22 protein-coding genes are annotated in these 25,285 nt (G+C 55.2%); 10 read left to right on the top strand and 12 right to left on the bottom strand.

The genetic code is table 11. From position 1 onward, the window contains the following. Nucleotides 1–3 precede the first annotated feature (3 nt). From trpB to K0H63_RS11915, 5 genes are all read right to left on the bottom strand, one after another. Entirely contained in the window at nt 4–1,197 is a 1,194-nt protein-coding gene (gene trpB / locus K0H63_RS11935; RefSeq protein ID WP_220064873.1) for a tryptophan synthase subunit beta, read from the bottom strand. A gap of 72 nt (nt 1,198–1,269) precedes the next feature. Next, nucleotides 1,270–2,658, bottom strand: coding sequence for a bifunctional indole-3-glycerol-phosphate synthase TrpC/phosphoribosylanthranilate isomerase TrpF (gene trpCF, locus K0H63_RS11930; RefSeq protein ID WP_220064872.1), 1,389 nt, complete (start codon nt 2,656–2,658; stop codon nt 1,270–1,272). 13 nt (nt 2,659–2,671) lie between these two features. Then, nucleotides 2,672–3,706: an anthranilate phosphoribosyltransferase gene (gene trpD, locus K0H63_RS11925; RefSeq protein WP_220064871.1), complete on the bottom strand. Its 1,035-nt coding sequence runs from the start codon at nt 3,704–3,706 to the stop codon at nt 2,672–2,674. Then, complete coding sequence (locus tag K0H63_RS11920; RefSeq protein ID WP_220064870.1) at nt 3,703–4,302, bottom strand: aminodeoxychorismate/anthranilate synthase component II; 600 nt, start codon at nt 4,300–4,302, stop codon at nt 3,703–3,705. Before K0H63_RS11920 ends, trpD begins: the two co-directional genes overlap by 4 nt. Beyond that, the gene (locus K0H63_RS11915; protein WP_220064869.1) at nt 4,299–5,882 is read right to left on the bottom strand and encodes an anthranilate synthase component 1; all 1,584 of its coding nucleotides are present in this window, start codon (nt 5,880–5,882) and stop codon (nt 4,299–4,301) included. Before K0H63_RS11915 ends, K0H63_RS11920 begins: the two co-directional genes overlap by 4 nt. A gap of 353 nt (nt 5,883–6,235) precedes the next feature. Here K0H63_RS11915 and rnm point away from each other — a divergent pair, with 353 nt between their 5' ends. The 6 genes from rnm (at nt 6,236) to K0H63_RS11885 (ending at nt 11,219) form a co-directional block, all read left to right on the top strand. Next, nucleotides 6,236–7,096, top strand: coding sequence for an RNase RNM (rnm, locus tag K0H63_RS11910; RefSeq protein WP_220064868.1), 861 nt, complete (start codon nt 6,236–6,238; stop codon nt 7,094–7,096). After that, a complete protein-coding gene (locus K0H63_RS11905; RefSeq protein WP_011760240.1) occupies nt 7,093–7,713 on the top strand; it encodes an L-threonylcarbamoyladenylate synthase in 621 nt (206 codons plus the stop codon). The genes rnm and K0H63_RS11905 overlap by 4 nt, the downstream gene beginning before the upstream one ends. A 190-nt stretch (nt 7,714–7,903) precedes the next feature. Beyond that, on the top strand, nt 7,904–8,692 hold the full coding sequence (locus K0H63_RS11900) for a segregation and condensation protein A (protein ID WP_220064867.1): 789 nt from the start codon (nt 7,904–7,906) through the stop codon (nt 8,690–8,692). After that, complete coding sequence (gene scpB, locus K0H63_RS11895) at nt 8,692–9,288, top strand: SMC-Scp complex subunit ScpB (RefSeq protein WP_011760238.1); 597 nt, start codon at nt 8,692–8,694, stop codon at nt 9,286–9,288. The genes K0H63_RS11900 and scpB overlap by 1 nt, the downstream gene beginning before the upstream one ends. Further along, nucleotides 9,281–10,168 (top strand): 23S rRNA pseudouridine(2605) synthase RluB, encoded by an 888-nt coding sequence (rluB, locus tag K0H63_RS11890; RefSeq protein ID WP_011760237.1) that lies wholly within the window; start codon nt 9,281–9,283, stop codon nt 10,166–10,168. Before scpB ends, rluB begins: the two co-directional genes overlap by 8 nt. Before the next feature lie 97 nt (nt 10,169–10,265). After that, nucleotides 10,266–11,219, top strand: a complete 954-nt coding sequence (locus K0H63_RS11885) for an exo-alpha-sialidase (protein ID WP_220064866.1) — start codon at nt 10,266–10,268, stop codon at nt 11,217–11,219. Nucleotides 11,220–11,285: 66 nt separating this feature from the next. Here K0H63_RS11885 and K0H63_RS11880 read toward each other — a convergent pair whose 3' ends face one another. Together K0H63_RS11880 and K0H63_RS11875 are read right to left on the bottom strand one after the other, a co-directional pair. After that, nucleotides 11,286–12,197, bottom strand: a complete 912-nt coding sequence (locus K0H63_RS11880; RefSeq protein ID WP_220064865.1) for a M14 family metallopeptidase — start codon at nt 12,195–12,197, stop codon at nt 11,286–11,288. A gap of 75 nt (nt 12,198–12,272) precedes the next feature. Further along, a complete protein-coding gene (locus K0H63_RS11875) occupies nt 12,273–13,010 on the bottom strand; it encodes a YciK family oxidoreductase (protein ID WP_220064864.1) in 738 nt (245 codons plus the stop codon). 262 nt (nt 13,011–13,272) lie between these two features. Between K0H63_RS11875 and K0H63_RS11870 the strand changes: the two genes are divergently transcribed. The 3 genes from K0H63_RS11870 (at nt 13,273) to K0H63_RS11860 (ending at nt 18,136) form a co-directional block, all read left to right on the top strand. Beyond that, nucleotides 13,273–15,753 (top strand): VolA/Pla-1 family phospholipase, encoded by a 2,481-nt coding sequence (locus tag K0H63_RS11870; RefSeq protein ID WP_220064863.1) that lies wholly within the window; start codon nt 13,273–13,275, stop codon nt 15,751–15,753. 154 nt (nt 15,754–15,907) lie between these two features. After that, the gene (gene sohB / locus K0H63_RS11865) at nt 15,908–16,921 is read left to right on the top strand and encodes a protease SohB (protein ID WP_220064862.1); all 1,014 of its coding nucleotides are present in this window, start codon (nt 15,908–15,910) and stop codon (nt 16,919–16,921) included. Nucleotides 16,922–17,077: 156 nt separating this feature from the next. Further along, nucleotides 17,078–18,136 carry an AraC family transcriptional regulator gene (locus K0H63_RS11860; protein WP_220064861.1) on the top strand — a complete coding sequence of 353 codons (1,059 nt, stop codon included), beginning with the start codon at nt 17,078–17,080 and terminating at the stop codon, nt 18,134–18,136. Here K0H63_RS11860 and K0H63_RS11855 read toward each other — a convergent pair. The 5 genes from K0H63_RS11855 to K0H63_RS11835 all read right to left on the bottom strand — a co-directional run bounded on the left by K0H63_RS11855 (nt 18,087) and on the right by K0H63_RS11835 (nt 24,274). Further along, a complete protein-coding gene (locus K0H63_RS11855; protein WP_220064860.1) occupies nt 18,087–19,277 on the bottom strand; it encodes an SO2930 family diheme c-type cytochrome in 1,191 nt (396 codons plus the stop codon). The genes K0H63_RS11860 and K0H63_RS11855 overlap by 50 nt on opposite strands. Nucleotides 19,278–19,325: 48 nt before the next feature. After that, a complete protein-coding gene (locus K0H63_RS11850) occupies nt 19,326–21,974 on the bottom strand; it encodes a parallel beta-helix domain-containing protein (RefSeq protein ID WP_220064859.1) in 2,649 nt (882 codons plus the stop codon). 190 nt (nt 21,975–22,164) lie between these two features. Continuing rightward, entirely contained in the window at nt 22,165–23,010 is an 846-nt protein-coding gene (locus tag K0H63_RS11845; RefSeq protein ID WP_220064858.1) for a D-hexose-6-phosphate mutarotase, read from the bottom strand. Between the two features lie 198 nt (nt 23,011–23,208). Then, nucleotides 23,209–23,769: a VOC family protein gene (locus K0H63_RS11840; protein WP_220064857.1), complete on the bottom strand. Its 561-nt coding sequence runs from the start codon at nt 23,767–23,769 to the stop codon at nt 23,209–23,211. Between the two features lie 7 nt (nt 23,770–23,776). Then, a complete protein-coding gene (locus K0H63_RS11835; RefSeq protein WP_011760226.1) occupies nt 23,777–24,274 on the bottom strand; it encodes a L,D-transpeptidase family protein in 498 nt (165 codons plus the stop codon). Nucleotides 24,275–24,439: 165 nt separating this feature from the next. On the opposite strand from K0H63_RS11835, the gene K0H63_RS11830 reads away from it, so the two are divergent. Beyond that, a complete protein-coding gene (locus tag K0H63_RS11830) occupies nt 24,440–25,276 on the top strand; it encodes an ion transporter (RefSeq protein ID WP_220064856.1) in 837 nt (278 codons plus the stop codon). The last annotated feature ends 9 nt before the right edge of the window (nt 25,277–25,285 follow it).

Raw genomic sequence — 25,285 nt, 5'->3', positions numbered from 1 at the left:
TCCTTATGCGCTGGCCTTGCCGTCTAAGATGTCAGATACGGTGAAAATGTCTTTATCGCCGCGGCCAGAGAGATTGACCACAATGATTTGCTCTTCGGTGGCGTCTTTGGCCAGACGCAGTGCGTAGGCCAGTGCATGGGCAGACTCCAGCGCCGGAATAATACCTTCGCTGCGGGCAAGCAGCTGGAATGCTTCCAGCGCCTCGTCATCGGTGGCCGACTCATAGGTGGCGCGGCCAGTGGCATTGAGGTAGGCGTGCTGCGGTCCCACGGAAGGGAAGTCCAGACCGGCAGAAATCGAATAGGACTCTTCAATCTGGCCATGCTCATCCTGCATCAAGGGGGCTTTCATGCCAAAGAAGATACCCGTCTTGCCATGCTTGAGCGGCGCACCGTGCATTGGGGTATCAATGCCCTTACCGGCCGGCTCCACCCCAATCAGTTTCACCGAAGGCTCGTCAATAAAGTCGGCAAACATACCGATGGCGTTGGAGCCGCCACCCACGCAGGCGATAACCGCATCCGGCAGGCGGCCTTCTTTTTCCAGCATTTGGGCTTTGGTTTCGGCGCCAATCATGCGCTGAAACTCACGTACTATGGTGGGGAAGGGATGCGGCCCTGCTGCTGTACCCAGCAGATAGTGGGCGCGATCGTAGCTGCCGGACCAGTCGCGCATGGCCTCGTTACAGGCATCCTTGAGGGTGGCCGAGCCGGAGGTGACCGGGATAACCTCGGCGCCCATCAAGCGCATACGAAACACATTGGGGCTCTGGCGGGCCACGTCTTTGGCGCCCATGTACACCTTGCACTTGAGCCCCAACAGGGCGCAGGCCAGTGCCGTGGCCACACCATGTTGTCCGGCGCCTGTCTCGGCAATAATCTCTTTTTTGCCCATGCGTTTGGCGAGCAATGCCTGACCGAGTACCTGATTGGTCTTGTGGGCACCGCCGTGCAGCAGATCCTCACGCTTTAAGTAAATCTTCACCCTGGGATTGGGAGACAGATTGCGGGTCAGGGTAAGCGCCGTGGGACGACCGGCGTAGTTCTTCAACAGGTCGTGGAATTCTTTTAAAAACTCGGGGTCTTGCTGTGCCTCGACAAAGGCGGTTTCCAGCTGCTTCAGCGCCGGCATCAGAATCTGCGGCACGTACATGCCGCCGTATTCGCCGAAGTAGGGATCGAGTTTCAGCTCGCTCATTGTGTCTCTCCAAAGTCAGTCAATCTGCTATGGCGGCGTTACCACCAAAAATTCTGTTCGGTTAAGTGTTTGTCAGTAGTTGCGAAGGCTGGCAAAGGCCTGTTCGATAAGCGCAGCAGACTTGATGCCGGGCGCCTCTTCCAGCCCTGAATTAAAGTCCAGCCCCAAAAAGCCCTGCTTGGCGGCGGTAGTGGCGTTGTTTGCATCGAGACCTCCGGCCAGCATGGCCCGGTGTTTGTCTGCAAGATTCAATTGCCAATCAAAACACACACCTGTGCCGCCAAAGCCAGCACTGTTTTTGCTGTCATACACAATGCGGTCTGCCCCATGGGGGATGGCAGATGCCTTGTCTGCTTCAACGGCCACAGCTTTCCAAATCTCACAGTCTTCGGTTAACTCCTGTGATAAATGTGCGCGGAGGCTTTCGATATAGACTTCATCTTCCTGGCCGTGGAGCTGCACCGCCGCGAGTCCCAACGTTTTGGCAACACTGGCAACTTTGGCGATCGCTTCATCCACAAACACACCCACCAGTGCCAGAGGCTGGCTTGCCACGCGATTGAATGCGCTCAGGGCCTGTGCTTTTTCTGCTGTTACGCAGCGGGGGGATTTTGCGGCAAAAATCAGCCCGCCATATACGGCACCGGCGTTGGCGGCGGCCTCAATATCCGTTTCCCGGGTCAGGCCGCAGACCTTGTTTTCACCGTAGATCAGGCGTCTGCAGGCCAAATCCAGGTTCGATTCCGCCATCAGGGAACTGCCCACCAAAAATCCCTGCACCAGGGGGGCGAGGCGCTTTACCTGTTCGTGGGTGTAAATGCCGGATTCGCTGATGACCAGGGTATCGGCAGGGATGTGAGGCGCCAGCGCTTCTGTGGTGGCAAGATCTGTGCTCAGGTCACGCAGGTTACGGTTGTTGATGCCAATAATGGGGGCTTTCAGGGCGATGGCGCGGCCGAGCTCGTCGTCGTTGCTCACTTCGGTGAGTACGTCGAGCTGATATTTGGCGGCTTCGGCAGCAAGCAGCCGGTAATCGTCGTCATCCAGTACGCTCAGCATCAGCAGTATGGCATCGGCGCCCTGATGGGCCGCAAGCCTCACCTGATAGGTCGAGATAAAAAAGTCTTTGCACAGCACCGGCTGGGAGACGGCGGCGCGTACCCGCGGGATATAGTCCATGTCGCCCTGAAAAAACTGCTCATCCGTCAGTACCGATATGCCCGCAGCGTAGCGGCTGTAAATGCTGGCGATGGCCACAGGATCAAAATCGGCACGAATGAGTCCTTTGGATGGACTGGCTTTTTTACATTCCAGAATAAAACCTGCGTTGGGTGCTGCCAGCGCCTGATAGAGGCTGCGGTCAGAGATTTTCGGCGCGAGGCAGGCTTCCGGGAATCGCTGCTTGAGAGCATCGATATGGGCATATTTGGTGTCGATAATCTTGGTTAACACATTGCTCATGTATCTTAATTCCTTACGCCTTGTGCTGCTGACTCATGGCGGCGAGGCCAATCAGTTTTTCATATGCCTTGCCGGAGGCGAGGGTGTCAATGGCAAGCTTAAATCCTGCCTGGGGCGTGTCGGCGAGCCCTGCCACATAGAGCGCACAGCCCGCGTTAAGCGCCACGGCATCCCTGTGGGCGGCCTTACCTTCGCCTTTTAAAATGGCAGCGGTGATGAGCGCATTGTCCTCTGGATTACCGCCTTCAAGCTCAGTCACCTGCACTGGTTCAAGCCCAAAATCCTGTGGCGACAGCGTGTAATCGACAAGTTCACCGTTCTTGAGTTCACAGACCTGGGTTGTGCCATGGAGCGCGACTTCGTCCAGCCCTTCTCCATGTACCACCATGGCCCGTGTTACCCCAAGGGCGCAGAGCACCTCGGCAATGGGACGAACCAGAGATGCACTGTACACCCCCAGCAGCATAAAGTCGGGATGGCTTGGATTAATCAGGGGGCCGAGCACATTGAACAGGGTTCGGGTGGCGAGCTTTTGCCTTACCGGTATGGCATGTTTTACCCCGCCGTGGTAGTGGGGGGCAAAGAGAAAACAGATACCCAAAGCTTCAAGACAGTCGGCGGCGGTTTTTGGCGTCATGGTCAACTCAATGCCGAACTGACCGAGCAGATCAGACGAGCCAGACTTGGACGACACGCTGCGGTTACCGTGCTTGGCCACCTTGGCGCCGGCCGCGGCCGCCACAAAGGTTGCGGTGGTGGAGATATTGATGGTGTTGAAACCGTCACCGCCGGTGCCGACGATATCCAGAATGCCGCCATCAAGTGCGGGCCGTGGGAAGGGATTGGCCGCTTCGCGCATGGCATCGGCCGCGCCGCTGATTTCATCAATGGTTTCGCCCCGCACCTTGAGGGCCATCAAAAGCGCCGCAATGGTGACCTCATCAAGCTCGCCCCTTACCAGCGCAGCAAAGAGACACTTGGCTTCGTCGCGGGACAAGGGGTTGCCGCCGTAGGCCTTATCGAGAAGTTGTCTGATGTCCTTGCTCATTGCTGATCTCCTTTGGCGCCCATGCCGGTCAGGTATTGCAGGCTTTGCACCAGCAAGGTACTGCCAAGGGTAGTCAGAATCGATTCAGGGTGAAACTGAAATCCCAGGGCCTTGTCTTCTTCGTGGAGAACCGCCATGGGCATGCCTTCGGTGGTGGCAATGACCTTGAGGGAGTCAGGCACCTCTGTGGCCACCAGACTGTGATAGCGTGCCACCGGTAAGGGTGATGGCAGGCTACGGAAAATCCCTTGACCGTCATGGACTGTGGGGCTCGCCTTGCCGTGTACCACGCTGGGGGCGCGCTCTACCTTGCCGCCGTAGTGTTCCACCAACGCCTGATGACCCAGACAAATTCCCAGGATGGGCAGTTTTCCGGCCACCAGTTTAATCAGCGCCATCATGCAGCCTGCTTCGTGTGGCGCGCCTGGGCCGGGGGAAAGCACCAGTGCGGTTTGAGGCTCGGCCAGTAACTTGGCTGCCAGCTGCTGTGGGTCAACGTCGTTACGGTAAATCACCACTTCAAAACCCAGGGCGCGGAATTGGTCGACCAGGTTGTAGGTAAAAGAATCGAAGTTATCGAGTAAATAGAGTTTCACAGGCCACCTCCCAGTTTGATGGCAGAGATCACTGCCTGTGCTTTTTGACGGGTTTCGTCGGCCTCTGCCTGGGGATCTGAGTCATACACCACACCGGCACCGGCCTGGATATGGGCAACGCCGTCTTTCACAAAGGCCGAACGAATGACTATACAGGTATCCATGTCGCCGGTGGCGGACAGGTAACCCACGGCGCCCCCATAGCTGCCCCTGCGGGTCTTTTCGGTTTCGCGGATAAGCTGGGAGGCTCTAACCTTGGGGGCACCTGTGAGCGTGCCCATATTCATACAGGCCTGATAGGCATGGAGGGCATCGAGATCCTGCCTCAGTTGGCCTGTGACCCGGCTGACCAGGTGCATCACGTGGCTATATCGGTCGACCTTCAGCAGCTCTGCCACCTTGCGGGTACCGCTTTGGCTGATGCGGGCAATATCATTTCGGGCCAAATCGACCAGCATCAGGTGCTCTGAGAGTTCCTTTTTATCGAGGCGCAGTTCCAGCTCGATACGGCCATCCAGGTCGTGGTCTATGTTGCCACTGGCATCTTTGCCGCGTTTGCGGGTGCCGGCGATGGGGTAGACTTCCACCTGATTGCTGCCGGCATCGTATTTCAGTGCGCTCTCGGGTGAGGCGCCAAAGAGGGTGAAATCGCTGCTGCGAAAATAAAACATGTAAGGACTTGGGTTGGTTTTACGCAGTGCTCTGTAAGCACCCAGAGTATTGGGGCAGGGCAGGCTGAAGCTTCTTGACGGCACCACCTGAAAAATATCGCCTGCGATGATGTGCTCTTTCAGGGCGTTCACCGCGTCTTTAAAGTCTTCGTCACTGATGCTGACGCTGGCCTCGACATTCACCGGTTTGAGGGCTTTAACCGGGCGGGGGCGATTGGCGATGGCCTCTATCACCTTGGCGCGGCGCTTGAGTTCATCTTCTATGAAGGGTGATATTTGCCCGTCGGTGGAAAAGGCCGACAAGACCAATTCGGCCTGTTTGGCCTTGTGGTCCACAAGCACCAGGGTGTCGGCGAGATAAAAGAGATAATCCGGGCAGGTGTTGGCGCCGTCCCGTGCTTTGGGCAGGGGCTCAACGGTATCAATCAAATCGTAGGCCAGTACGCCGCCGAGAAAGAGATCTTCAAAGGCGACCTTGTCACCCACATGGATATGCTTGAGCAGTGCCCGCAGACCATCCAGGGGCGAGGTGGATTTTAGCCTGGCATCTTCATCCAGCAGGCCGGTGTCACGTGTTAATGTCACTGCAAGGTGGTTGGTTTCATGCAGTTCGCTGTTAAAAAAGCCGGCGATGGCGGGCAGCAGCACCCGACCGTTGTCATCCAGCGCGGTAAATTCCAACCGATACCCCTGGGCGGCAATTTTCAGGGCCGCGTGGGTCATGATGATGCTTTTAAGGTTCTCTTTGCTGTCGATTTCAGCCGATTCCAGCAAGAGAGTGTGGTGGGCATCCTGAGTCAGGCTCTCGTAGAGCGCCAGAGGGTCATCCTGGTAAGGCAAGGGCTGCTTGGTCAACTTGCCTGTGGCCAGCTTTCCCTCAGCCTTGGCATCAAACGCCTGTTGTGTCATCCGGTTATCCTTCAAGTTTTTGTACCGCTTTTCCCCGGGCCAGATGCAAAAAGGCCCGCGTAGTGCGGGCCTTTTCGATGAATCTTGTGTCTGTTAAACGCACACCAAGCTTCACACTACCCGCGTATTGGGGAAGTGCCACCACCAGTTGATGAAAGAAGCAATGATTGGATTCATGTTGCGTTTATCTTGTGAAATTCGTTGTTGGCCTATAGAAAAACCCAGGCGGTGGGGATTGTCAATTGAATATTTATCATAATCTATGCGAACTCACTGATTTGGCCATCGATTGGGGGCGGGAAGGGCTGAAAGTTTGGGGCGCTTTTCATAATGCTTTCAAGTAGAATAAGCCCATGAACGATGAAAATTATTTGGTTGATCTCCACTGCCACACCACAGCCTCCGACGGACAACTTTCACCCTCGGATGTGATTACACGCGCCATCGAGCGCGGCGTGAATTTGCTGGCAATTACCGACCACGACACCCTCGACGGGCTTGAAGAGGCCCACGGCGCCAACAATGCGTCGCAGTCGCCGCTCGAACTGGTTGACGGGGTGGAAATATCAACCCGTTGGCACAGTTACGATATCCACATAGTGGCGCTGCAGGTGGACCGGCATCATCCTGAGTTGCAGGCGTTTCTCGCACGGCAACGGGAGCTTCGGGAAATCCGTGCCCGTGAGATAGGCAATCGTCTGGCCAAGGCCGGTATCGAAGGCACCTTTGAAGCGGCTAAGGCGTTGGCCGGAAACGCGGCTGTCAGCCGTGGCCATTATGCCAGGGTGCTGGTTGAACGGGGCATTGCCGCGGATATGGCCGGGGTATTCAAGCGCTTTCTGGCCCGCAACAAAACCGGCTATGTGCCCAACAACTGGGGTGATATGGCCTCGGCCATTGCGATTGTTCATCGCGCTGGCGGTGTGGCCGTGCTTGCCCACCCCAGTGGCTATAAAATGTCGGCCAAGTGGCTGAAAAAGTTGGTACGGGAGTTTAAAGAAGCCGGCGGCGATGCCATGGAAGTGGTGCTGGGGCAGCAAACATTGGAGGACAGGGCCAATTTGGTGGCGCTGTCCCATCTCAACGGCTTGTACGGCAGCCTGGGCAGCGATTTTCATTTTCCCGGCAGCTTTGTCGAGCTGGGTAAAAATCTTTACCGACCACAGGGCGTAACCTGGGTCTGGCAAACCGAACTCTGGGGGACGAGGGAATGAGTCAATTTTTTTATGTGCATGAGGTGAATCCTCAAAAACGTCTGATAGATCAGGCGGTCAATATTCTCAGAAGCGGTGGCGTGATTGTGTATCCCACCGACTCGGGCTATGCCCTTGGTTGCCTGATTGGCGATAAAAACGCCATGGAGCGTATCGTGCGAATTCGTCAGATGGAGCAGGACCATCACTTCTCCCTGATGTGCAGAGACTTGTCTGAAATTGCGACCTACGCCAGAGTCGAAAATCAGGCCTTCCGATTGGTGAAACACTGCACGCCCGGGCCTTACACCTTTATTTTCAAGGCCACCAAAGAAGTACCGCGCCGTTTACAAAACGACAAGAAGAAAACCATTGGTATCCGTGTGCCCGACAACGTGATAGCCCTGGCACTGCTCGAAGCGCTCGGCGAGCCTTTGATGTCCACCAGTTTGGTGATGCCCGGTCAGGAGTTTGCCGAATCGGATCCTGAACATATCCGCGACCTGCTCGAACACCAGGTGGAGGCCATTCTCAATGGTGGTTACCTTGGTGAGAGCCCGACCACTGTGGTTGACATGTCCGAAGACACCTTCGAGGTGCTCAGGGAAGGCGCCGGGGATATCAGTCCGTTTCTGTAAGAAGGCGCGCCCCGACTGTGTTGCTTTCACGCGGCGTTGCTTTTAAGAAGAGCTGTTTTCGGGTATAATCGCGCGCTTTCGTGTCCGATATCGGGTACGGCGCTGCAAACCGTGAGAATTGAGTCTCTTACGCATTGTAAAAGCTCGGTTTTTTGGTAAGAGGTTGGCCTTTGGGTAGCCTGGAGGACGGATGCAAGGCATTCAGCAAAGTTTGCCACTTGCGGTGGTTCGTGGGGAGCCCGTCAGGGAGTTGCCCGCCGATCTCTTTATCCCACCGGAAGCGCTTGAGGTGTTCCTGGAGGCCTTTGAAGGTCCGCTCGACTTGCTGCTTTACCTTATCCGAAAGCAAAAGCTCGATGTGATAGAACTGCCCCTGACCCTGATAGCGGCTCAGTACCTTGAGTACATCCGATTGCTGACCGATGCGCGGATTGAGCTTGCTACCGATTACCTGGTGATGGCGGCAACCCTGGCGGAAATTAAGTCGCGACTGCTGTTGCCCAAAATGGCGGTGGAAGACGACGAGGAAGAAGATCCGCGGGTTCGGCTTATCAAGCAGCTCAAGGCCTATGAGGCGATTCGTGAGGCGGCTTTTAAGCTCGACGAACTGCCGCGGCTCGAGCGTGATGTACATCAGGCCCGCGCTCAGGCAGCCCCAGGGCTTAAGCCTGAAGTGATACCGCCGGATGTCTCGCTTAAAGAGCTGGCGATGGCCTTTGCTGAAGTGCTTAAACGCGCATCGGCCTTTGAACACCACCAGGTGAAGAAAGAAGTGCTCTCCACCCGGGAGCGAATGAGCGAAATTTTAGCCAAACTGGATCATGAACACTTCACCCCCTTCACCGCGCTGTTTAGCCCGGAAGAGGGTCGTGGCGGTGTGGTGGTCAGTTTTCTTGCGCTGATGGAACTGGTGAAGGAAACCCTGGTTGAGCTGTACCAGGCCGAGCCCCTCAGCGGCATTTACGTGAAGGCGACCTGATGGCGCAGATTAGTCACTTACAGCTGAAACAATTGATAGAGGCTTGTCTGTTTGTGCAGCAAAAGCCGATGACCATCAAAGCATTGCGAGAAGGTGTGCTGGCTCCCTTTGCCGTATCACGGGAAAGGATCAGTACCGTTGTTGCCGAGCTGATGGTCGATTATCAGGAACGTGGGGTCAATCTGGTGAAAGTGGCGGGTGGATACCGCTTCCAGACCCAGGAAACCCTGAACCCTTACCTGCAGACCCTGTGGCAGGAAAAGGCGCCCAAGTATTCGCGGGCAACCCTGGAAACCCTGGCGGTGATCGCATACCGCCAACCTGTGACCCGGGGTGATATTGAGCAGGTAAGGGGTGTGGCACTTGGAAGCCATATCCTGAAAACCTTATCTGATCGTCGATGGATCAGAGTGGTAGGGCACAAAGAGGTTCCGGGTCGTCCGGCACTTTACGCTACTACTTCAGAATTTTTGGCCTATTTTGGCTTGGATAATCTGGCGTCATTACCGGCGCTGGCGGATCTGGAGTCATTGGATGCGTTATTTGGCAAACAAACTGAATTACCAAATGCGCAGGAAGAATTAACTCATGAGTGAAAAGTTGCAGAAAGTCTTGGCCCGTGCAGGCCATGGCTCCCGTCGTGAGATGGAGGCATGGATTGCTGCAGGACGAGTGAGTATCAACGGCGAAATCGCCAACCTGGGAGACAGGGTGGATGCCGACGCAAAAGTGCGTCTCGACGGTCGCCTGGTGTCCATCAAATCAGCCGACGACATCATCTGTCGTGTGCTGGCTTACCATAAACCCGAGGGCGAAATTTGCTCGCGCAAAGATCCCGAAGGCCGCCCAACTGTATTTGACCGCCTGCCCAAGCTGCGTGATGCACGTTGGGTTGCCGTGGGTCGTCTGGACATCAACACCTCTGGCCTGTTGCTGTTTACCTCTGACGGTGAGCTGGCTAACCGCCTGATGCACCCGTCCAATGAGGTTGACCGCGAATATGCCGTGCGTACCTTTGGTGAAGTGAATGACTTTACCATTCAAAAGCTGCGTACCGGCGTGATGCTCGAAGACGGTCCGGCACAGTTTGACTATGTAAAGGCTGCCGGTGGTGAAGGTGTTAACCAATGGTGGCACGTAGGGCTGCGCGAAGGACGTAACCGTGAAGTGCGCCGCCTGTGGGAATCACAGGAAGTGCAGGTAAGCCGCCTTATCCGCGTGCGTTACGGTATGATTGAACTGCCGAAAACCTTGCCCCGTGGTGGCTGGATTGAATTGCCTCTGGAGCAGGTAAACTACCTGCGTCAGCTGGCAGGTATGGACCCTGAAACCCGCTCCATGATAGGTACCGACAAGCACAGTGTGGCGCGTGCGTCTCAGGTGCGCAGCGCCAAAATTCGCCGCGCAGTGCGTAAGAGTAAGGTAGGCGCTGCCACCGGCTCAAAACGCCCCAAACCGACTCGTACTCGCAGTTAATCCCGCCTTCAGGCGTTGGATATCGAAGTCAAAGGCCGCTTATGCGGCCTTTTGTGTTATACCAGACTGTAACTTGGACTATTGACAGGGAAGCGGTATGAAACTGCTGTCGGTGACAAAAATCTGGGATCGGGGTGAGCACAACGCTTTTACCGATCTCATCCGTTTTGATGGTCGTCTTTACTGTGCCTTTCGGGAAGGCTCTGCCCATGTATCGCCAGACGGTGCTCTCAGAGTATTGGTGTCTGCCGATGAGGGTGCCAGTTGGCACGAAGCCGCGCTCATCAGGCTGGAAGAAGGGGATTTGCGTGACGCCAGGTTACTGGTGTGGCAGGGACAGCTTTATCTGTTTGGTGCCAGAGCCATCGCCGGAGAGCCACTGCAGTCTCTTATGTGGCGCTCGCCGGATGGCTGTCACTGGCAGGCAGCTGAACACTGCGCCGACACTGGTTACTGGCTTTGGCGGGTGATTGCCGATGACAGTGAACAAACCGCCCCGAATGAGTCTGCCCTCTATGGCGTGGCATACCGCCCCGGGCCCGATGGTGATGTGCGCCTGTACCGCGCTGCGCCGAAAGGCACTCTCAAAGGTGCTGATTTCACCTCCCTGGTTGTTTGCCTTAACCGCGACGGTTATGTCAATGAAACTGGCCTTGAGATCTCTGACGGCACCTTTACTTGTTTGCTCAGACGTGATCCCGTCTGGGATGACCGCAAAAATGGCATACTCGGGAAAGCCTCAACGCCTTTTACTGACTGGCAATGGCTCGAGTTGGATTGCCGTATCGGTGGCCCGATTGCGTTTCGCTGGCAGGGGCGACTGCTGGCCATTGTAAGGCTCTATGATGAAAAGATACGCACATCTCTGGTGGAGATTTGCGAAACTACGGGCCATGTAGCCGAGCATTTATCGCTGCCATCAGGGGGAGACACCAGCTATGCAGGGGTGGTGATGCAGCACGCTGAACACAGTGATGAGCTCAAGGTAAGTTATTACTCAAGCCATGAAGGTAAGACGGCGATTTACTTCGCAGCTATCCGGCTTGAGTAGAGCTTAAAAGTCAAAAACGGCAGCCAAGGCTGCCGTTTTTTTGTTATAAAACCAAACCCCGATTTCTCAACGATTTGCCAGCATAAAGTCCAGCGCGGCGCGAATGGCCGCGACCTGAGCCGCATTACATTCTTCGGCAGTGGCTTTGGGGCTGTCGGGATAGACTTCGGTCGTGGTGGTAAAAGTCGCATCCGTTATTCCGGCGCACAAACCCAGTTGCTTCACCGGGTAGTTGATTACACCGTGTTGCACTACCGGTGAGCCAATAATCTTGCCCTTATCATCGGGTGGTGCGATATGGGTGACCTTTTCCACGGCTTCGATAATCGCTTTTTGGAAGGCTTCCTGGGGATTGTCGCTGTCACCCACCAAGTAAAAGCCATCGGGGATGATATCGGGCTCGTAGTCTTTGCCATCACGGGCGGCCAGCGCCGGGCGAAACTCGGTTTCGTCTGTGTCTGTGGTTTCGTGCAGGTCGATATGCAGCGCAAAGTCAGACTTATGAGGCGCAACCAGCTTGAGCAGTGCGGCCGACTCCTCAGATGGACTGTTTTCCACGAAGGAGCGATTTGGGTCGACTGCTTTGGGGTTCCAACGATTGATGATTTCATAACCCCAGGGACTCACGCACGGAGCAACCAGCAGATTCACCTTGCCCTGATACTCTTTGGCATCATGATGTAAAAAGTCCAGTGCGCCTTGTACGCCACTGGTTTCATACCCGTGAACACCTCCCGTGACCAGCGTCAGCGGCAGGCCCGGCTGCCACTGGTTTTTCAGAGCATACAGCGGGAAACGTCCGGCATCGATGGAAAGCGCGCCGTAGTTAACCAATTCAAAATCGGCAGCCAGTGGCAGCACGCGGGACAGCACTTCATCCTGATAGCTGCGTTTTACTGTTTGGGCGTCGAACCAGGCTTGCTTGTCGGCATCGTTCCAGGGGGTGCCTGGCGTGCCAATGGGGTAGGGTGTTGTCATGGTATTTGGTCTTTATTGTATTTGGCTGAGAGTAAACATAAAAAAGCCCGCTTCAGCGGGCCTTGAGAATACAGCTTATTGTGCGCTGAAGGCCTGACCATTCTGGTCTTTGCTGTCGTCTGCCATCAGGTATACATACAGTGGCATCAGCTCTTCGGCGGTTTTCAGGGTTTGCGGATCTTCACCCGGATAGGCATTGGCACGCATCTTGGTGCGTGTGGCACCGGGGTTGATTGAATTGGCACGCACAGTGGTGCCATCACACTCGTGGGCAAGCACCTGCATCATGCCTTCGGTGGCAAATTTGGAGAAGGCATAAGGCCCCCAGTAGGCACGGCCGGTACGGCCAACACCGCTGGAGGTGAATATGATTGAAGCGGAAGGTGCCTTGCGCAGCACCTTGAGCAGGCTCTTGGTCATAATGGCCTGAGCGGTAACGTTGACCTTCATGACTTCTTCGAGGGACGCCAAATCAATGTGCTCGAATGGGCCAAGTACACCGAGCACACTGGCATTGTGGAGCACGCCATCGAGATGGCCAAATTGCTCTTCGATGGTGTCGGCCATGTCGCGGTAGTTTTGCTCTGTGGCGCCTTTCATATCCAAAGGCACAATGGCCGGAGTAGGGTAGCCTGCCGCTTCGATTTCATCGTAAACGGCTTCGAGTTTCTTCACAGTACGGCCCAGCAGGATCACAGTGGCGCCGTGGGCGGCATAAGCCAGTGCCGCAGCGCGGCCGATACCGTCACCGGCACCGGTAACCAGAATCGTTTTGCCTTTCAGAGCATCGGGGGCAACTTTATATTCCAACATGGATTTAAACTTCCTCTTGGCGCAACTTCCCGTCTTTACTGAGGGATTTTATGAGTCATACAGCTGTTTAAAACAATTGACTGTTTATTGGGTGTTCACTTCATTGCGCAGTGTGACAAAATTGTAGCGAACTCAATATTTTTGCGTTAAGTTGAAACGAGTTACGGACATTTAATAAGTCCGGTTGGCATCGCAATACGGGCTATTGTGACCAATTTCTTGGGGAAAACAAAATTATTACAACAAGATTTGGGGAAAAAAGATGAAAAGACTCATTTTGGGAGTAGCAATCGCCTCGGCTCTGGGCCTCAGCGGCTGTGGTGGTGAGGATAGTGTCAATGAGCTCAGGGATAATATAGAGCCGCTGATCCCCGAGTCCCACCTGGTGTTTGATCCCACCGCCGGCAAGGTACCGCTGCCAAGCGATCTGCTGTTCAGTGGCACCCTCGACGGTACCCTGGCCATTCCCGGCGAAGAAGGCGGTGATTACACCAATCCTCAGTACGCCATCGGCGCGCTTGATGGCTGGTCTACCACGCAGCCCATCAGCATTGATTTTGCCCCATCCAGAGATCACAGCGGTAACCTGCTGTCCCTGAACGCAGCCTCTGTATTCCAGTCTGGTGCAGTGCGTGTATTTGAGGCCACTGTAGGCGGCGCACTCTCTTCAGACGCTGAGTGTAAAGCGGCGCCTTCGGTTTCAGCCTGTAAGATTGGCGATGAGCTGCAATTCGGTGTCGACTTTATCAGTCAGGCCGTGGGCAACAAGATTGTCATAGTGCCATTAAAGCCACTGAAAGCCGGTCAGTCGTACATCTACGCGACCACTACTCTCATTGAAGACTCTGAAAACCGTCCGGTCGCAACGTCTTCGACCTACGGTTCGGTGAAGATGGATATCACCACACATCCGCTGGGCACCGAAGCACAGCGCGGACTGCAGGCGCTGGTTAACAGCTATGAAAATGCCCTCGAGTCCAAAGGCGTTGATAAGGCCAGCATCACCTACTCGAGCCTCTTTACCACCCAATCGGTAAATCCTGCGTACGAAACCCTGAAACTGCTGATGGCAAGCAACGATGCGTTCAAGCCGTCGTTCGATATGTTTCCAACCCCGACCGGGATGACAGTGGCGCAAATGGCAGGCATGAGCCCAGAAATGGGTCTGCCTTACGTGCTGTCTGATCTGGCCGATGTGTACGTTGCCAAAATCAAGCTGCCCGTTTACAGCGATTGTTCCGCGAACGGCTGTTTGACCGCTGACATGGCGCCCAAGATTAACGGCCGCTGGACTGCCCTGGGCGACAGCCCAGTGTCAGTGCTGCTTGCGCTGCAGGCCGGCACCCTGAGCCAACAAAACTTTGGTGCCCAGGCTATGGCGCAGGGTATTGAAGACCCTGCCGCCGCGCTGGCAAACCCTGCGCTGCTGGCTGGAAAGCAGTTTAAGCTTGATGACGGTACCCCAGCGGATAAAACCCGCCATGTCACCAAGTTCAACCCCATTCCTGCACCCAAGACCTACGAAAGTGTCTCTGTGCTTATGACCCTGCCAAACGCAGCCAAGCTGAAGGCCTTCACCGAAGCTCAGGGCCAGGCCTTTGTGCCACCTGCCAATGGCTGGCCGGTGAACATTGCCATGCACGGTCTGGGCGGCGGTAAAGAGATGGCGCTCGCCTATGCGGGTACCTACGCCGCAGCTGGTGTGGCAACGGTTGCAATCGATATGCCGCTCCACGGTGAGCGTTCATTCGATGCCAACAAAGATGGTATCTATGAAATCTCAGCGACCGATCCTTCATTTGGTCCTGTGGTTGGTAAACCTGACGCGTTCAAAAATGGTTCACCGCTGGTGTTTGTGAATATCGCAAGCTCACTGTCTGTGCGGGATAACTTCCGTCAGGCCGTGGCTGACCATCTGGGCGTGCGATTGGCGCTCACCGGTATGGCGCAATATTTGGCCGCCAATAACCAGCCGCAGGTATTTGATGTGTCCAAGGTGTCTTCCCAGGGCCTGAGCCTCGGCGGCATTGTAAACACCAACTTTGCCACTTACGCTTCAACCGGTTTGGTTGACCCAACCACAGGTACTCAGTTGCCCAATCCCTATGCCATCACCGCAGCTTCACTGGTTGCGCCTTCCGGTGGCTTGGCTGGCGCCTTCGCGGGCTCCGCAACCTTTGGCCCTGTGCTCTTTAGTACCATTACCGGTACCCCAGAGTTCCAGGCCATGGTGGATGCCGCCAACACGGCAGGTTATGAGCCTGGCAGCCCTGAATACGCGGCGCTGGTACAACAGGTTTACGCCGGCTTTATCCCTACCTTCGCGTTTGCCATCCAAACCGGTGTGGACTCCATTGACCCTGTAAACCATGCCGGCATGTTGAAGGCGACTGGTTTGCCGGTTCACCTGATTGAGGTGGTCGGTGACGGTAACGGTAACCTGCCTGATCAGGTACTGCCAAACAGTGTGGAAGGCTTCCCGCTGTCGGGGACCGAGCCACTGATTGCAAATCTGGGGCTGGAGTGTCGTGATACCACGGCTCAGGGCGGTGGCGCAGTGCGCTTTATCAAGGGACATCACAGCTCCATCGTGGACCCAAGCGAAAACGGTGCCACCGATGGCAAGGCAGCTGCAGCGACTGCAGAGATGCAGTGGCAGGTAGCAGGTTTTGCCAAGTCGGCTTCAGCGGGCACAGCCACCATTCTGGTGAATGATGCCAGCGTGCTGAAGGCCTGTGACTGATCTTTGCTACGTCTCAGTTAGTCACAGTTAGTCACAGTTAAACCGGCCTCAGGGCCGGTTTTTTATTGGTTTTAGCGGCTGAATTGTTAGAATAGCCGCACTTTTATGCTCGCCCGGCCAGGTTGCCGGGTGTTGGGATGGTTTGGAGCGGAATTTGGAATTTTTATACGAATACGGGCTGTTTCTTGCCAAGGCGGTGACAGTGGTCGCGGCCATCGGCGCCATACTGGTGATGGTGTTCGCCGGTGCGGCCCGTGGTAAGGGTGATAAAGGCGAACTGGTACTGACCAATGTCACTGAAGAACTCGATCATTTAAAGACTCACCTCAAACACGAACTGCTTGATAAGAAAGCTTTTAAGGCGTATGAAAAAGCCCAGAGAGCCGAGGCCAAAGAGGCTGAAAAGCAGGATACGCCCAAGCCCAGAACCTTTGTGCTGGATTTTAAAGGCAGTATCGATGCCCACGAAGTTGCCTCTTTGCGGGAAGAAATCAGCGCCATACTGACCATTGCCGAAAAAGGCGATGAGGTGCTGCTTAACGTCGAGAGCGGTGGTGGCATGGTACATGGTTACGGTCTTGCGGCCAGCCAGCTCGACAGATTGCGCCAGGCAGACATCCCACTGACTGCCTGTATCGACAAGGTGGCGGCCAGTGGCGGCTACATGATGGCCTGCGTGGCCAATCGCATCTATGCCGCACCCTTTGCTATTGTGGGCTCAATCGGTGTGGTCGCTCAGCTGCCAAACTTCAACCGCTTGCTGAAAAAGCACGATATCGATTACGAGCAGCACACCGCCGGGGACTTTAAGCGCACCCTGACGCTGTTTGGCGAGAACACCGAAGAGGGCAGACAGAAGTTTCGCGAAGAGCTGGAAGAGACCCATCAGCTGTTCAAGGCGTTCGTATCCAAGTATCGCCCTGAGCTTGATCTGGACAAGGTTGCCACCGGTGAGCACTGGTATGGACAGCAGGCCCTGGATTTGGGGCTGGTGGACAGCATCAGTACCAGCGACGACCTGATGTTGACAGCGGCCAAAGACCGAACCCTGATTAAATTGCGTTATCAGCCACGCAAGAAGCTTGCTGACAAGCTGGCCCACAGTGCTGCACTGACTGTCAGCACCTTTTTTGGCAAGCTGGCGGAAAAGAATAAACCGCTGCCATAAATTCCAGTGCATGTTGTATATATTAAAAGCCTGCTTTTGCAGGCTTTTTTGTGCGCCTATTTCCGCTGAACGTCCTAATGTAACTCTCTGTAACCGGGGTTTTCTTCCTTCAGCAAATGGTATACAACTGGGCGTTGGGGGGAATATCAGTCAATCATGAACATGTCGTTATCAAATTACCGTGCCGGTGCCATGGTGGGGGATCAGGGCTATCCTGCCTGGGAGCTGTTGCAGATCCTGTCAGCCATTGGGCGGCTTTTTGGCGAGCAGGCCCACAGCGATGTGTGTGCCCGCCTTGGTGTGGCACCTGAGGTGCTTGGCCATATTACTCTGGTACCCGTGTGGCAGGTCGATGGCGCTATGGAGGCTCTTTGTGCCCTCACTGATGACCGGGAAATCGGTATGCGGGCTGCGGCGGATTATCGCGTCAGTGAGCTTGGGTTTCTTAAAGGTCATCTTGCACGCTGCCAGACCCTGGCGGACTGCTTTTACTTGCTGAATGACAATCCGGAATGGGCCGGCACCATGAATGACAGTCTGTTGACCCTGACAGACGGCAAGCTCAGGGTTCGCTGGATAAATACCCTGAGGATCCCGGATATCCAGTTTCATTGCCACTTTCTCCACAGTTTGGGCGCCCTGGTGGTACTCGGGCGGGAGCTTTGTGGTCAGGCTTTCCCCCTGGGCAGCATTGCCCTGACAGAGACTTCCCACCCCTGCGCTTTTATTGAATCACTGTGCGGCGTTACCCCATCGTTCGGTGCACCTTTTTGCGAATGGACTGTGGATGCAGGTGTGCTGGCGCTGCCCGTGACCTATGCCTTCAGCGACGAAGAGCGCCGAGAACCCGAGCTGATACAGCCAAGCTATATCTATCAGGTGTTGCAGCAACTTAAGATTTCCATGCCTGTATTGCCCACACTCAATGAATTGGCGGCGCGTTTGGGCACCAGTGAGCGAACCCTCAGGCGAAAACTGGCTGAAAATGGATGCAGTTTTCAGCTGCTGCGGGATAAGGTGCGCAGTCAGGCGGCCATTGCATTAATCATTGAAGGCCGCCTGAGCGCTGAGGACATCGCTGAATCCCTCGGCTTTACCGATGTCAGCCATTTCCGGGCCAGTTTCAAACATTGGTTGGGAGCGCCGCCGGGTAAGTTTCAGCGGCTTATTGGCAGTTACCCACCGACAGAGCCATCAAGTCTATCCAGTGACTGATCTGCGTTACGGCTTCACTGTGAACCAAGGCGCGTCCCAGCGGTGGCATGCGGTCTTTGGCCGCTGACAACGTCTGGCGGTAGACCAGTATCGAGTGGTCGCCATTCCCCGGCACTATGTCGTAGGACAGTCCCCGCTCACCACCATCCCAGCCGGGCGGCTGCTTACAAATCCCGTACTGATAGCTGTGATGATCGGTTTCAAACCCGAGCCTGAGTCCCGATACGCTGGCAAAGCCGTCGGCCTTATGGCAATGGGCACAGTTCACATCGAGATAACCTTTCACCCGTGCAGTAAGATTTTGCTGCTCATCCCCAATGGCAAAGGTCTGTGGTAGTGACTCAAGATCACCCAGCCCAGTGAGCAGCCCCTGGGACGCAAACCATGTCAGCTGGTTCATTGGTTCACCATCAACGGTAATGGGTTTGTTCAGCAGCAGCGGTTTGGGACCTATGGGCGCTATTGTGGTCAGGCCATTCTGGGCGCTTTGATGGCAAATTTTGCACTCGGCACGACTTGGCACGTGATAGGTGAAAGTCAGTGTGTCATTTGCACTGTTTATGCTGTGGCTTACATCGGCACCGGTTTCGGCAAGGTATGCCTCATCGCCATCCCACAAATAGGGCAGCGCCGTCCAGCCGCTCTCACGGTGGATAAGGAGCCGGGTCTCTATTAGCCGGGCAGCGGATGCATTGGTGTCCGAGGTATCCGCAGGCAATAAAAAGCTTTTTACCAACACAGTGCCTATCGGCAACGACACGGAGTTTCCCGCCAATACCATGGGCGTGTTTTCGGGTAAGAACAGGAAGCGGCGCTTAATGGCATAGTCGGTAAAAAGCTCAGTGGCGAGCTGGTAGGCTACACCCGGCGCGTGAGGTGCCTGAGTCGGGTCGCGGCTGTCGCTGAAAAGTCGGTAATCAGACAAGCGCGCGCAGTTTGTGCCCATCAGGGCGTCACGATTGATGCTGCCCTCACTGTTATCGCACACAGAGGTGGCGGGGGGCGGAGTGACTACTATGGGCGGCGCTGTAGGCGGAGTGCTGTCACCTTCACCACCACAGGCGGTGAGCGCCAAAAGCAAGAGTAATGGCAGTCGTCGTGGCTGCAATAACAGCGCAGGTGTTAATCCGGGATTTGGCATTTGGGGTACCTGTAGAGAAAAGGCCGGGGTTTCCCCGGCCTTGTGTCATCAGTTGGAGCAGGCTGCCGCTGGCAGGCGTTTTATCCATTCATGGATAAGGGCGACGCCTTCTTCATGGGCGAGGCTTCGCCCAATCTCTGGCATGCGATCCCCGGGCTCAGTGCTCGCCATCCTGAAATGCATGATGGAGCTTTCCGGTTTGGTGGGCACCACGTCATACCCCAGGCTGCCGCCACCGTAGGCCACCGGCTGCTTACAGGTGCCGTGGGAGAAGCCATTGTCATCGCCATAACCGCGCCAGTACTCAAGCTTGAGCCCTGTGTTGGAGGCATTACCTTCGGGACGGTGGCAGTGGGCACAGTTAATGTCCAGATACCCCTTGGCGGTTTGCATCAGGCTGGCATCGTCCAGGCTGGCGAGACCGGCTTCATCACCATCGTGAAAGGCAGGGACTTTGGGCACGCTGGACAGTTCCGGCAGGCCTTCCAGTATACCGGCGCTCTGCCAACGGCTGAGCTGGTTCACTGTGGCGTCGGCATAGGCAAAGTCACCGTTGAGGAAACGTGCCTTCGGTCCTATGGGCACAAAGCGTGGGAACTCGTCGCCTTCGGCCTTGAACTGGTGACACTGCTTACACTGGTTGATAGAGGGCACCACATAGTCAAAGGTTTTGGCTTCGCCCTTGTGCATCACTGTCTTGGCCTGAATGGCGCCGGGTTTGGTGAGCACAGCATCGCTCTTTTGGGCATTCCACACGTAGGGCAGAGCGGTCCAGCCGCTGGCACGCTTGATGAGCAAGCGGGTTTCAATCAAATCCTCATTGGCGATGCCGCGCTTGCTGGTGTCAGCTGGCAGGGCAAAGGTTTTGGAGATGACGGTACCCACAGGGAAATCAAAGGCTTCATTTTCACTGTATTGGGCCTTGGTACCATCCGGCGTAAACACAAAACGGTATTTGCTGGCGTAGTCGGTGAAGAGCTGGGTGTTCAACTCATAGGGCATGCCGCCATTGGCATTTTGAGTGGGGTCGGTTTCATCGGCAAACAGCCCATAGTCAGACAGCTTGGGACAGTTGGCCTTGGCCAGGGCATTCCAGTTAACGCCGGATGCCGTGCTGTCGCACAGTGCCTGGTCACCATCGCCAATGATGCCGCCGTCACCGTCGCCTATGGTGCCGCCACCGCCAATCAGATTGCCACCATCGCAGCCTGCGGTATCGTCATCCACCCCACAACCGAAAATTTGCTCGCCAAAGGTCACAGTGTGCACCGGCAGGCTCACCTGGGCACATTTGAGCAGATTGGTTTGGGTTTTCTCGTACAGCACATCGGCAATGCTCATGTCGGTATTGCTGTTGCTGTAGAGCTGCCCCATGCTGACATCGCCGTTGTTTTGCATACACACGTTGTCACTGCCATCGGCGGCGAAGGGCATTTCCCTGAGCCCCAGATAGGCGGCTGTGCCATTGTTGGCGAGCAGTTCACCCAGACCATCATAGAGGATGCCGGGCATGGCGCCGTGGGTTAACACGTAAGCGTTGATGATGTCGGTGATGAGGTAGCCGTTTGGCTTGGCGCCGTAGCCGCTTATCTCGTTGTCATGCACGTAGATATTACGGGGCACAGGGCGCCAGCCGTCTTCGATGGACTGACCGGGCTGGCCGTAGTTGGCAACAAAGTCGCTGATTTCGGGCTCGGCAATGAAGAAGCTCGATACCGTCAGGCCAAGGGTGTCGTGATTGGTGATTTGGTTGTTGAAAATCTCCACGTCGTTGGTGGAGAGAATAATCACCCCGGTACCGGGCGGCACTATGTGCACCCCGGCAGGATTGGCCGAGGCATTGGCAAAGTTGTGGGTATTGTTGTCGTAGACCTTGTTGTCAAAAATCCTGACGCTGGAGCCGTATCTGTGGTTATTGATGGGCAGGTCAAACACCAGAATACCGCCGGTGTTGCCCGTGGCCTCGTTGTTGTACACGTCGGCGTAGCGGCTGTTTTCAATCTCGATACCGGCCACGTTTTCTTTGGCGATGTTATTGCGCACCACGATATATTCCGATTGACCAACGTAAATGCCAGCATCGGCGCTGCCACGCACATAGCTGTCTTCAATCAGGATGTTTTCGCACTCTACCGGGTAGAGACCATAGGCACCGTTGTCTTTATCCAGCGCACCTTCCCAAACGGCGCCCACTTTGCGCAGTATGATGCCGTTGGTGTTTTTCAGCTTAATGCCGTTGTTTTTGGCTTCATAAACAGACAGATCCGCAATGGTGATCTGCATGGCGTTTTGTACAAAGATGCCGTCGCCTGAGTTGGCATTGGCAAAGTCCAGCACGGTTTCATCCATGCCATAACCCATGATGGTGACGTTTTTGGCAAAAGCACCGTCACCGTCCACATCACCGTCAAACAGCAGGGTGGACTGGATATCAAAGCGGCCCTTTGGCAGCACTATTACATCGCCGCTCTGGGCGTTAATCAGGGCTTCCTGAATGCGGGTAGTCAGGTTGTCACCGGCCTCAATCATGATTGCGCCTTCAGGGAAGCTTGGCCCCCCTGAGGTTGGCGGTGTGACAACCGGAGGCTGTGGCGTTGGTGCGGTGTCTTCGCTGTCAGAAAAACAGCCCCCCAGTTGCAATGCCACGGCCAGAGCGACTGCTGATGGCAGCCAGTGCTTTCGAGTCTTGTTGTGCATGAGTGTTCCTCGTTATTGTTATATATCTGTTAAGAAACCTTGCACGAACGTACATATTAGGCAATGAGAAATCCGGCCAACCTGCTTGGTGTTGACTTGGCGTGCCGACAAGAGAAGGAATTTCAGGCAATAAAAAACGCGCACAGGGCGCGTTTTTGGGGATAGGGCTTGGTTCACGGCCAATGGCGACTCAGCGCCATCGAATATGGGTCGTGAGGGTATGGGTTTGACCTGGGGCCAGCTCTACGTTGTCTTCCAGTACATTGGTGGCTTCCAGACACACCATGGTGAGGTAGTCTTCATCCCTGAAGCGAGCCAAACGTTGTGACTTATCAATCCAGGGGTTCCAGAGTACCGCTGATTGGCTGTGCTCACGACTGACCTCTATCACACCGTCCGGTGTATGCAGGGTCTGGCAGGGGCCAAGGTCGGTGTAAACTCTGTCAGTTTCACGGTCGAACCTGACCTCATCGCCTTCCTGGGCATAGGGCCCTTCACCGAACTCAATGTACTTGGCGCCGCTGAACCCCTTGGCACTGAGCGCGTGTATATCCTTGATGGGGAAATAGCTGTGCAGCGCCTGGGTCAGGCTGACATGGCTGTCGCCCAGGTTGCGGTTCACCAAAGAAACGCTCAGGGTCTCTGTGAGGCGAAAATGCACCTCCACCTCGGTGTTATGGGGCCAGAATTGGCGGTCGTCCGCCGCAATATCCAATCCGAATACCAGTTCGACAGCTTCATTGTGAATATGGCTGTGCTTGAGATGCCACAGACGGGTGCGGGCAAAGCCGTGCTGGGGAAACTCTGGATTAGTGTGCATGCCAAACCAGGGCCAGCACACGGGCACCCCTCCGCGAATACCGCTGCCGGGGAGGTAATCATCGGCTTCAGAAACCCAAAGCAAAGGCGGTTTCCCGGTGGGTTGAAAGAAGTCTATCTGAGCGCCCTGCAGAAAAATTCGCGCCTTGCAAAGTGCGGTACTGACTTCAATGTAATCGAGTCCCTGGGGATGTTTTTTACTGCTTACCGACGCCATGGATGACTTCCTCCATTTAGCTCTAAAGGCGTGGACGGGGCCACGCAGAATATGAAATTGCCGCCTACTTTACCCAAGAACCTCGGCTCTGATAAACCGCTTCAGGCACTATTTGGCGGTTTTGTCTGTTCGCCAGACAAAACACTGCCAGGATAATCATGTTCTTAGATATGAAGCATTGACCCGTTAACGCCAGCGTTAAGCCTGCTCGCTGGCAACGATGGCTTCGATTCCATGGGGGTGGACTTTCACCGTTAGTCCATCGAGTCCAAAGGCCAGGGTGGGGTTGGGTAAACGTTCGGCTTCACCCTGGGGCGAGCTGCGCTTGACCTTAAAGGGGCTATCACCTGTCAGCACGGCAGCTATTGCGGGTACTTTGGCGATAAGCGCCTGCTCAAGTGTGTCACAGTCGGTGGCATCGCAGGGCAACACCAACTCTATGTGCTCCCAGCCTTCGTTGGGGTACTGCTTGCTGCCCGGGTAGGGCAGTTCGATGCAGGGCACAGTAAAGGGCCCGAGGTTTAGCGGGGTGTTGAGCTTAATAATCAGAATGGGGCGCCCATTAATCATATTGTTGCTGATGATATCGCCCAGATCGCCAAAGGCATCGGTGAGCTTCTCGGCGGCGTCCGGGGTATTGACTCTCAGTGATGCATGGTCGCACTCAAGCTTAAGTTCAGTTAAGCCCAGTTTATCAACCAAGGTGAGTATGCGGGTCTCAAAGTCGGACCAGCTGTTTAACAAGGATTCCAGTTGCATCCTTACCTCAGGGCCAGATTTCGATAGGAGTGCCGGGGTCAATCAGTTGCCACAGCTCATCCATGTCTCTGTTGGTGACGGCGATACAACCGTTGGTCCAGTTGTACTTTTGCGCTTCTTCCGCGCTCAGGGGCGATTTGGGGTCCTGACCGTGGATCATAATGGCGCCGCCGGGACTGATGCCAAGAGCCTTGGCGCGCAGTATGTCTTCGTCGTTGGGATAAGAGATGTGAATTGAGCGGTAATAGGCGCTGTCGGCTTTTTTAAAGTCCAGCAGGTAGCGGCCCTGGGGGGTGCGCTGATCGCCTTCCTTGAGCTTGTGCCCTTTGGGGTTATCGCCCATGGCAATGCGATAACTCTTGATGAGCTCACCGCGGTAAAACACCTGCATCTGTGCTTCTGCTTTGTTGACCACCACCAGGTCCACCTTCTGGCCCGGTTTAATTGCATTTGCCTGCACACTGGCACTGACCAGCAGCAATAACACCAACAGCTGACGAAACATGAAATCCCCAATCCAACATTATTCTACGCACAGGACGTGCTGATTTGGATTCTACCCAAGGCTGCGGCGGCTGAAAACTGCATTGAGAATTGTTTTTGAGCCTGAGTGATTGCCATGGCACACTGTGGGGCGATTCAGACCCATTCCAAGGACTTCAGGGAACCCATGAGCCAACCCCAGGCCGATGCTGAGAGTGAACTCAAGAAAAAACTCAGGATAATCATTTTTGGCACAGATACACCGGCGGGCCGCTGGTTCGATTTGGCGCTTATTCTGTGCATCATTGCCAGTGTGACCCTGGTGCTGCTGGATACAGTTTCCAGCATCAACGCCCGCTGGGGTGGGCTTATCCATGTGCTCGAGTGGATTTTCACGGTTATTTTTACCCTCGAATACGGCCTCAGGATTTATTGCAGTGCCCATCGCTGGCAGTACGCCCGCAGTTTTTACGGCATAGTGGATCTCTTGTCCGTGTTGCCAAGTTATCTCGCGCTCTTTTTCCCGGGCGCCAACTTCACCCTCATTATCCGGGTGCTCAGACTGTTCAGAATATTCAGGGTACTCAAGCTCTTAAGATACTTAAGTGAAGGGAATCTGCTGCTCAAGGCTATGATGCAGTCCAGTCGCAAGGTGTTTCTGTTTTTCTTCTCGGTCAGCCTTATCATCATGGTGCTCAGCGCCATCATGTATATGGTTGAAGGCCCCGAAAACGGTTTTTCGTCCATTCCCAAGTCCATTTACTGGACCATAGTGACCATAACTACTGTGGGTTATGGTGATATTACGCCCAAGACCGAATTGGGCCAGGCCATAGCGGCACTGACCATGCTGATAGGTTACTCGATTATTGCCATTCCCACGGGTATTCTCACTGCGGAAATTTCTCAGGAAATCGGCCGTCACCGGGACCTTAGACGTTGCAGTAACTGTTTGAAAATCGGACACGATCAAGACGCCGAATACTGCAATAAGTGTGGCAGCGAGCTGCAAAAAGAGCCGTAACAGGACCCA

Source organism: Shewanella zhangzhouensis, assembly GCF_019457615.1.
GTDB classification, from domain to species: Bacteria; Pseudomonadota; Gammaproteobacteria; order Enterobacterales; family Shewanellaceae; genus Shewanella; species Shewanella zhangzhouensis.
Note: the sequence above shows the minus strand (reverse complement) of the source record. Positions and strands in the feature narration are given on the sequence as shown.

Coding starts and splice junctions, on each gene's coding strand:
- scpB (WP_011760238.1), top strand. CDS start 8,692: ATGGCGCAGATTAGTCACTTACAGCTGAAACAATTGATAGAGGCTTGT.
- K0H63_RS11860 (WP_220064861.1), top strand. CDS start 17,078: ATGAACATGTCGTTATCAAATTACCGTGCCGGTGCCATGGTGGGGGAT.
- rnm (WP_220064868.1), top strand. CDS start 6,236: ATGAACGATGAAAATTATTTGGTTGATCTCCACTGCCACACCACAGCC.
- K0H63_RS11855 (WP_220064860.1), bottom strand. CDS start 19,277: ATGCCAAATCCCGGATTAACACCTGCGCTGTTATTGCAGCCACGACGA.
- K0H63_RS11900 (WP_220064867.1), top strand. CDS start 7,904: ATGCAAGGCATTCAGCAAAGTTTGCCACTTGCGGTGGTTCGTGGGGAG.
- K0H63_RS11875 (WP_220064864.1), bottom strand. CDS start 13,010: ATGTTGGAATATAAAGTTGCCCCCGATGCTCTGAAAGGCAAAACGATT.
- K0H63_RS11880 (WP_220064865.1), bottom strand. CDS start 12,197: ATGACAACACCCTACCCCATTGGCACGCCAGGCACCCCCTGGAACGAT.
- K0H63_RS11845 (WP_220064858.1), bottom strand. CDS start 23,010: ATGGCGTCGGTAAGCAGTAAAAAACATCCCCAGGGACTCGATTACATT.
- K0H63_RS11870 (WP_220064863.1), top strand. CDS start 13,273: ATGAAAAGACTCATTTTGGGAGTAGCAATCGCCTCGGCTCTGGGCCTC.
- K0H63_RS11850 (WP_220064859.1), bottom strand. CDS start 21,974: ATGCACAACAAGACTCGAAAGCACTGGCTGCCATCAGCAGTCGCTCTG.
- K0H63_RS11835 (WP_011760226.1), bottom strand. CDS start 24,274: ATGTTTCGTCAGCTGTTGGTGTTATTGCTGCTGGTCAGTGCCAGTGTG.
- rluB (WP_011760237.1), top strand. CDS start 9,281: ATGAGTGAAAAGTTGCAGAAAGTCTTGGCCCGTGCAGGCCATGGCTCC.
- trpCF (WP_220064872.1), bottom strand. CDS start 2,658: ATGAGCAATGTGTTAACCAAGATTATCGACACCAAATATGCCCATATC.
- trpD (WP_220064871.1), bottom strand. CDS start 3,706: ATGAGCAAGGACATCAGACAACTTCTCGATAAGGCCTACGGCGGCAAC.
- trpB (WP_220064873.1), bottom strand. CDS start 1,197: ATGAGCGAGCTGAAACTCGATCCCTACTTCGGCGAATACGGCGGCATG.
- K0H63_RS11840 (WP_220064857.1), bottom strand. CDS start 23,769: ATGCAACTGGAATCCTTGTTAAACAGCTGGTCCGACTTTGAGACCCGC.
- K0H63_RS11905 (WP_011760240.1), top strand. CDS start 7,093: ATGAGTCAATTTTTTTATGTGCATGAGGTGAATCCTCAAAAACGTCTG.
- K0H63_RS11915 (WP_220064869.1), bottom strand. CDS start 5,882: ATGACACAACAGGCGTTTGATGCCAAGGCTGAGGGAAAGCTGGCCACA.
- K0H63_RS11830 (WP_220064856.1), top strand. CDS start 24,440: ATGAGCCAACCCCAGGCCGATGCTGAGAGTGAACTCAAGAAAAAACTC.
- K0H63_RS11885 (WP_220064866.1), top strand. CDS start 10,266: ATGAAACTGCTGTCGGTGACAAAAATCTGGGATCGGGGTGAGCACAAC.